Here is a 297-nt window from a genome sequence, read left to right on the forward strand (position 1 = left end):
TCGATGGTTAACGGGTTGATATTCCCGTACCCGTATACATGCGACCCAGAACGAGTCGGTGATACTAACCACCCAGAGCGTCTGCCATGGTCATCTTTGATGATCAGGTGGGTGTGATGCGTGGGGCCTGATCCGTAGTAGTTCAGTGATGGGGTGACACAGAGTGGTAGCCACGCCGTTTATTGGATTGCGGTGTAAGCGTGCAGCATGCAGGTTAGTGAAATGCGGCCTGCGTATATGTCAGGCGTGATGCGTAGCCCCTTGAGGGGTGATGGTGGTGATCCTGTGCTGTCGAGA

Annotated in this window: 1 rRNA gene; it reads left to right on the top strand. The window is 54.2% G+C overall.

What is annotated here, in order from left to right:
• Window positions 1-144: 144 nt before the first annotated feature.
• Window positions 145-297 (top strand): 23S ribosomal RNA (locus QP994_RS11150); the annotation flags it as partial.

The sequence above is a fragment of the Corynebacterium sp. MSK044 genome, assembly GCF_030232825.1.
Classification (GTDB): domain Bacteria; phylum Actinomycetota; class Actinomycetes; order Mycobacteriales; family Mycobacteriaceae; genus Corynebacterium.